This is a genomic window from Paraburkholderia ribeironis (assembly GCF_900019265.1).
Taxonomy (GTDB): Bacteria; Pseudomonadota; Gammaproteobacteria; order Burkholderiales; family Burkholderiaceae; genus Paraburkholderia; species Paraburkholderia ribeironis.
This window is the reverse complement of sequence record NZ_CYGX02000038.1, coordinates 167,644-174,420: the sequence shown is the minus strand read 5'-3', so window position 1 is coordinate 174,420 and position 6,777 is coordinate 167,644. Positions and strand designations below refer to the sequence as shown.

At 55.2% G+C, this 6,777-nt stretch carries 5 protein-coding genes; all 5 read left to right on the top strand.

The window, feature by feature from the left end; genetic code table 11:
* The first annotated feature begins 282 nt into the window (after positions 1-282).
* The 5 genes from BN2475_RS18260 to BN2475_RS18240 all read left to right on the top strand — a co-directional run bounded on the left by BN2475_RS18260 (position 283) and on the right by BN2475_RS18240 (position 6,748).
* The gene (locus BN2475_RS18260) at positions 283-723 is read left to right on the top strand and encodes a MaoC family dehydratase (RefSeq protein ID WP_094780901.1); all 441 of its coding nucleotides are present in this window, start codon (positions 283-285) and stop codon (positions 721-723) included.
* A 1,072-nt stretch (positions 724-1,795) separates the two neighbouring features.
* A complete protein-coding gene (locus BN2475_RS18255) occupies positions 1,796-2,656 on the top strand; it encodes a hypothetical protein (RefSeq protein WP_143325806.1) in 861 nt (286 codons plus the stop codon).
* Positions 2,657-2,667: 11 nt separating this feature from the next.
* Entirely contained in the window at positions 2,668-3,954 is a 1,287-nt protein-coding gene (locus tag BN2475_RS18250) for a flippase (RefSeq protein WP_094780899.1), read from the top strand.
* 288 nt (positions 3,955-4,242) lie between these two features.
* Positions 4,243-4,938, top strand: a complete 696-nt coding sequence (locus tag BN2475_RS18245) for a class I SAM-dependent methyltransferase (RefSeq protein ID WP_094780898.1) — start codon at positions 4,243-4,245, stop codon at positions 4,936-4,938.
* Between the two features lie 451 nt (positions 4,939-5,389).
* Positions 5,390-6,748, top strand: coding sequence for a TonB family protein (locus BN2475_RS18240; protein WP_159444567.1), 1,359 nt, complete (start codon positions 5,390-5,392; stop codon positions 6,746-6,748).
* Positions 6,749-6,777 lie beyond the last annotated feature (29 nt).

The window sequence follows — 6,777 nt, the reverse complement described above, 5'->3', positions numbered from 1 at the left end:
GCCTCTCCCTGACCTCCGGTGTCAGACCGTAGCCCCTACCGCGCGAGCGGTTTAGTCCTTCGGCCCTCAACAGACCATCGCCTTGCCCGAAAGCGGCCGTTGAGAGCCTTTCGGGTGACATACTTGGTCGTCCATGACGCGTGCCAGTGCGAACGCGACGGACGGCGCACCGATGAATGCCAACGTCGGGAACACAGGCTCACTCAATAATAAACCGACCGGACGGTAAATCTCATGGTATCTTTGCGCTAAATTTATGCTCTTGCAGGAGACACCAAGCCCATGAGTTCAAGCTACAAAGTAGGCGAAACCATATCGAAAGCAGTCACATTCGATGCGTACTCCGTACGGCAATTTGCGACCCTCGCTGGAGACATGAGTCCTTTGCATCACGACGAGGATTTTGCCAGGTCGACCCGATTTGGCGGATTAATCGTAAGTGGTACGCAGTATTCCGCGATTATGATGGGTATGGTCGCGACATTTCTGACTCAACGCAACGCCGGACTTGGGCTCGAATTCGAATTCCACTTTCGCAAAGCGGTTGCCGTCGGTGACACCGTCTTGATGGAATGGCGCATTGTAACGATAGAACCGAGCCTGAAGCTGAAGGGCGACGTCATATCGCTTGAGGGCCATCTGCTCAACGGAACGAGTGAGGTCTGCGTAGTTGCAAGATCACGAAGCCTGAGCATGCCAAAGGAATCTCTCTTGGCGGGATAGCAGACCGACGAACACGGACAGGAACTTGTCTACAGCGGCCGATTGCCGCCAATTTGGACATCCACATTGAGCGACCGTATATGGACTCCTCCTCGTTGACCGGTCGAACACGACGACAATCATGCGCCGTGCGCTGCGAGCCAGTTGGGTGAGGAGGAGTCCATCCCATTGTTCCTGGTCGCGTGCTGCTGAACGCGTCGCGCTCTTGTCGAGCCGTTTCGGCCAGCCGTCGCATCGCGGCGCGAGCGTCTAATGATGGAGTTCATCGATCACGCGCCGAGTAACCAGGCTGGCGCGAATGTCGGTCTCCGCAGACAACCGTCGGGATCGACGCGAAGAGTTGGCTCGATGCTTGCGGTGTGAATAGGCTCTACGCGTTACGCTGTCCCTGATCGTCCCAATTGTTAGTCCATACACCGGCGATCGCTTCTCGGTACGGACGACCGATTTCGACCTACCCGGTTGAAAAAGCATAGAACCGGGTTCGCCAAATCTGTGGTCCAGACTGCCGATGCATCACTAGTGTTATCCCAACACGTCGCGAACTAATCAGCATCCTAATAAGAGAAGATGCATTGACGCGCAGGTCATCGGCCAAAAGAGCGTCACTGACCGACAGATTGGAGGTATCTTCTTGCCTCTCCAGCACATCCTGTAGATATATCTTTAGGGGTCGTCCCGGGCGTCGACAAAGAGGAAAGCAGGATCGGCCTGATTGGTCGGGCAGACATCGTGCCCTGCACGGTGAAGACCGGCAGGTGCGGCGGCAATCGGACACACCGAAAGTAATCAACTGTACTGAAACTGCAGTCATGTCCCGATACGCAAACAGCAAGAGGCGCCTGGCTCGTATTGGAGCCACGCACATGATGACCAAAGGGATAGGCTCCGTCTGCCGATCGCTAGATGTAATTGGTCCATCATGCTGACGCCACATGCTCGACTGAGTCATCTTTACGATGACAACAATCGTGGCCGCTGAAGTCCCTATTCGTTTGTGCTTAGACCCAATCCGCGAGATGTTCGGCCCAGGTTCGTGAGGCCTGCGCAAGCTTGGCAATGGAGGTAAGGGATGCGAAGCGAAATCAGTCGCAACGAAGTCGACTGGTCCAGTGGAAATGGAACCGCGATGCCCGTCCATTACGTGATAGTCATCTATTACGCAGAGTATCTTGCGAAAATTGCGAAGGTTGCGGGGGCGTTAATGAATACACAACGCGTGCGCACATTGCGCGTGGTCGTCAACAATCCGGCGATTGACGACCGTGTGGTCAAGCAGCACTTTGCGGATCTTGCTGTGCCAGCGTATGTACTACGGCACAACAATACCGGACTGGAGTTCGGCGCGTATCAGTTCGGCCTGGACGACTTGCGGCGCACCGATGCCGATGATCTTCCATGCCTCTTCGCTAATGACACCGTGGGCACTCACTACCCCATCAACAGGATTTACCTCCGTGAGTTCAGCCGCGCAGCGCAAGCGCATCTTGGTTCGAATGCGATTGTCGGCCTCATCGACTCAGCACCGCGGCGTTTGGAACTCTATGGTCAGCAGGCTAGCCGTTGGGTTCGATCGAATTTGTTTGTGATGGACAAGCACGCACTGGAAAGTATAAACAACCAGATTTACGTCGCGCCACTGGATTCTTTCATCAACGAAAGCCCGAGAGAGGATGACTTCTTTTCCGCGAGCATTGGGCCGTCACTGCGGTCCCATATCTCCCATTGGCTGTTCTCTGGTTCGTCGGACACCTGGTATAAGTCTGAGCCGCTATCGCTCGATAACCACCTGAGGATGGCCAGGAAAGCACGGTCTATCTTGCAAGAGCTTTTTCTTAGCATGCGCCTGGAAGGCGCTGAGACTGCACTCGTCCAGCCACAGCTCAGCAAGGTCGAAAGAGTGCTGGTGAATCTTGGTTGTGCGGCGGTCTAACAAAGCAAGCCATGACGACGAGAAAGGTAATTGCCTCACTCTACTCTGTTCAATTGCTGAACTATGCGGTGCCCGTCGTGGTTTTGCCGTACTTGTCGCGCGTTCTCGGACCGGCGGGGTTCGGTGTAGTCGGGTATGCCCAAACTGTCGCGCAAATTTTGTTGATCTTCGTCGACTTCGGCTTCGACCTCACAAGTGCTCGCAAGGTCGCTCTTCATTCCGACCAACCCGAGGTCTTGAATAAGATCTACTGGACAACGATGAGCGCAAAGTCGCTGCTCGCCATGATCTGCTGCATGGGACTGGCCGCTCTCGCATTCCTCGGCCCTGACAGTGGGACGAATCGGGTTGCAATGCTGCTCGGCATGCTGATTATCTGGGGAAGCGTGCTTACTCCGACATGGTTTTATCAGGGCATTCAGCGCATGCCGATGCTCGCGCTGTCGATGTTGCTGGTCCGCGGAGTACTGTTGATTCCGCTTTTCATTTTTGTCAGGACGGCAGCCGACGTGGCTGTTGCGGCCGCATTGCAGTTCTCGCCGGCAGTAGTGGCGGGGCTTGTCTTGACGGCATGGCTATTCCGGACGCGCCGGGTATCGTTCGGGTGCACGGTCAAGCTACGCGACGTCTTGCGCGACATGAAAGACGCGTATCACATCTTTGTAAGTTCGGCACTAACGTCGGTTTATATGTACGCGAACGTCGTGTTCTTGCGAGCGATAGCAGGCAACGCCGATGTCGGATACTACGTGGCTGCCGAGAAATTGACGACGCCGCTTCGCCAGCTATCCGTTCCGTTGATCCAAAGCTTTTTCCCAAAGATGTGCCAGTTATATGCGAACGGTGATGTCCATGCGGTTGGTCGGGTCTTGCGCCGCATCGTGGCAGTCTTCACTATTGCGGGCGCACTCCTCTTTGTCGGCTTTCAGGTGTTGGGCAAGTGGTTTGTTACACGCTTTTTTGGGGACGGGTTCACGAAGACATACCATATCCTGCAGGTGATGATCCTGGTGCCAGCCATCATCTGCGTCGCCGCGGCGGTGGTGCAGTTGTGCATCGTCGCGTCAGGTAATCAGAACGTCTTGAAGCGCATCTATGTGGTTGGGGCGCTTTTCCATCTTTGTCAGATGCCGCTGGCGATCTACTTTTGGGGCAGCGTTGGTGCCGCATACTCGGTGGCCGCAACAGAGCTATTCATGAGCGTGATCGCCTGCTTCAAGGCCGCAAAGATCAACGCACAGCTGTTAGCAAGCGGCCAGTCGAAAGACCTGGCCGAGACGCTCAGACGGGCACAATGACGTGACCAGCTCGCCGCCCACTGCGGCGGAACCCCGAGATTGTAAGTGGCGGATACCGCCACAACAATGTCTGAACACCCCTTGCCACCTATGTTGAGATGGGCCAATACCGGCCGGTAAAAAAACCGCAGCAGGCGGCGTTCAGACCGATACCGCACGAGGGCAAAGCGCATGTCAGGCTCATATCTCAATACCATGGCGCAAAAAGCGGCGCTCATCAGCCGAAGTCATCAACCGCCTTTTGCCCGGTCGTTTCATGCATAAATTTCATATGATTGAGAGCCAAAAATGCACCCGACAGCAGTTAGCAATTGCAAGAGTTTTTTTGAGGCGTATGCAAGCTCATTTTCGTCACAACCGAAAGCAAGAGTCATTGAGATAGGCTCGCAAGACGTGAACGGCAACCTGAGAAGCACAATTCCGTCTGATTTCGAATACGTCGGCGTCGACTTTATTGAAGGCAAGAACGTTGACATCGTTTTGGAAGACCCATATAAACTGCCATTTGAAAACAACTCAGTTGACATCGTCTTGTCAAGCTCCTGCTTTGAGCACTCAGAAATGTTCTGGCTCGTCTTCCTGGAAATAATGCGAGTTTTGAAGCCAAAAGGCCTTTTTTATTTGAACGTCCCATCAAACGGTTGGTTCCATCGACACCCGGTAGACTGCTGGAGATTTTATCCGGACAGCGGAAGGGCTCTGGTTTCCTGGGCGAAGAGAAACTCGATCAACGCTGCGCTGCTGGAATCCTACACAAGCCTGCAGGCAAAGGATGTCTGGAATGACTTTGTCGCCGTATTTCTGAAGGACGAAAAATACGTACCCGGGTTTCCATCAAGAATATTGAACCACAAACGCGATATAACCAATGGCCTTATTTATGGCAGCAATGATTTTATAAGCAAGTCGGATGCGACAGAGGATCAAAAAGGGCTTTCTATTATTCACAGGAAAAGGATACATCGAAGAAGACTTGAAGCGTAGCCAAAGTTCCAATGCCTGGCTAGCACACTCTCCAGAAGGCCCGCAATCGACGGTTTTCGAGCGAACTCGAATCGTTTGAACACGCCTCGCCGTAACAGGAAGTCCTTTATCGAACGCTGCAGCGAAGTTTATTCAACCGTCGTTACGGACTGCAGACGAATTGAACTGCATTTGCGAGTGACCACTCCTGGCTGGTGTCGACAAACGAGTTTTGGCTCATGCGGACTCGAAAGAACCGGTCGAGCCTCTCGCTCTCAGCCATCCATTGACTGCCACGCAACGGACATTCGAGAAAGCGGCGCAGTGACCTGAACCATCACCATTGCAATGCGGCGCCGCTGCATCGTAAGCGCTTATGACACCACTTCGCCGTACACCACAAACGACGCTCTCGAATCAGACCGGGCTGTGTTAGATTAAGATGAGTAACGACCCGCTACGAAAAATAAAAATGAAAACTTTAATTCGATTTAACAATGGTTTTCCGATTGCATGCGTGAGCGCATTTTTCTTCCTTGCGGCATGCGCCCCGGTTGCAAACAACGCAGCGCACGCGTCCGGCCAACCTGAAACTTCGACATTTGCCGACGCGCTCACTCCGCCAGGCGGCGTGCCTTGCCGCTTCAAACGACCGCCTTACACCGCGCTGCAACGTCAGTTGGGAATAAGCGGCAGTGTCCACGTCACTTATGTGGTCAACGCCGTCGGTCGGATCGATCTTGCCATCGTCGACAAAAGCAGCGGTAACCAGGAACTTGACAATGCAGCGCGTGATTCCGTCGCGCAGGGGAGCTGCGCGCCGTACGTCGTGGATGGCGTTGCACACCGGGTTGTGCAAAACACGACCATCACCTTCGGACCCGCGCTAACGGTTAAACCGGCGAGTCGGACCGATGGCCCAATGGCCGTCGACTCAGCATCCGCGATAAAGCCGGGTAACGCGTCACCGGGTCACACGTCACAACAGGCAGCGCTCGCCAATCCGCTCAATCCGCTCAATCCGGCCAATCGGGTCAATCGGGCAACACCGGCAACCAGCGCATCATCGGCAGCCACAGGGCTCCCCGCGTCGTCGATCGCATCGCCGCTGCCGCTGGAGCAGGCGATCCAGGCGGCCATGCTGCAAAGAATGGGGATCGCACCAGATTCGGCCAGGGCAGCCCAGATCAAACGCTGGAGCGCACGCATAAAAGACGATCCCGATATCAGCCGCCTCCTTGGCAACGGACCGAATCACGCCAGCGTCTTTTCTCTTAGCCCGCAAGTGCGTGCGCAGTTCTTCGCTGATGCCGTGTTGCGGCTGTCACCGGAGGATCGCAGCAAGCTCCTGGAGCTAATGTCGAAAGCGCTGGACAACGCGCCGCCGGACTGCGGGGGACTCAAAGACTCGGGTCTGGTGATTTCACGCTACATGCCGATGGCAAAGATGTCTGATACGGATTTCGACTCCTATTTTGGCGTCACTTTCGCGATGCTCAAGCAATCGGCGGTGCAAGCTCCCGTCGCTCGCGTGACCGAGGAACAACGTGCCGAAGCTATGCATGCCGTCATGAACACGCTCAAAGACATGCTGAAGAGCGACGCCGAAGGCACGCGCGATATCGCTGCCGCGGTGGTCGATCCGACAGGCGTTTCGGCCGAAGTCTGGTGCAAGAACGCGCGCCTTTATAACCGCGCTTTGCTGGCTACACCGCAGCCCTTGCGCGATTGGTCTCTAGTGGCCGCCGACACCGATGCGAAAGCCAGGCTCAATTCGTTGGGCAAATTGGTGCCGGGAGTCGCGCTGCCGAGCGCCCGCTCGCAAGACTAGACCGAGGCGGTGTGCCGCGCTCGCTGTGA

Bases quoted from the DNA above. Each gene is read 5' to 3' on its own strand.
- BN2475_RS18255 (WP_143325806.1), top strand. From the start codon at position 1,796: ATGCGAAGCGAAATCAGTCGCAACGAAGTCGACTGGTCCAGTGGAAAT.
- BN2475_RS18240 (WP_159444567.1), top strand. From the start codon at position 5,390: ATGAAAACTTTAATTCGATTTAACAATGGTTTTCCGATTGCATGCGTG.
- BN2475_RS18250 (WP_094780899.1), top strand. From the start codon at position 2,668: ATGACGACGAGAAAGGTAATTGCCTCACTCTACTCTGTTCAATTGCTG.
- BN2475_RS18245 (WP_094780898.1), top strand. From the start codon at position 4,243: ATGCACCCGACAGCAGTTAGCAATTGCAAGAGTTTTTTTGAGGCGTAT.
- BN2475_RS18260 (WP_094780901.1), top strand. From the start codon at position 283: ATGAGTTCAAGCTACAAAGTAGGCGAAACCATATCGAAAGCAGTCACA.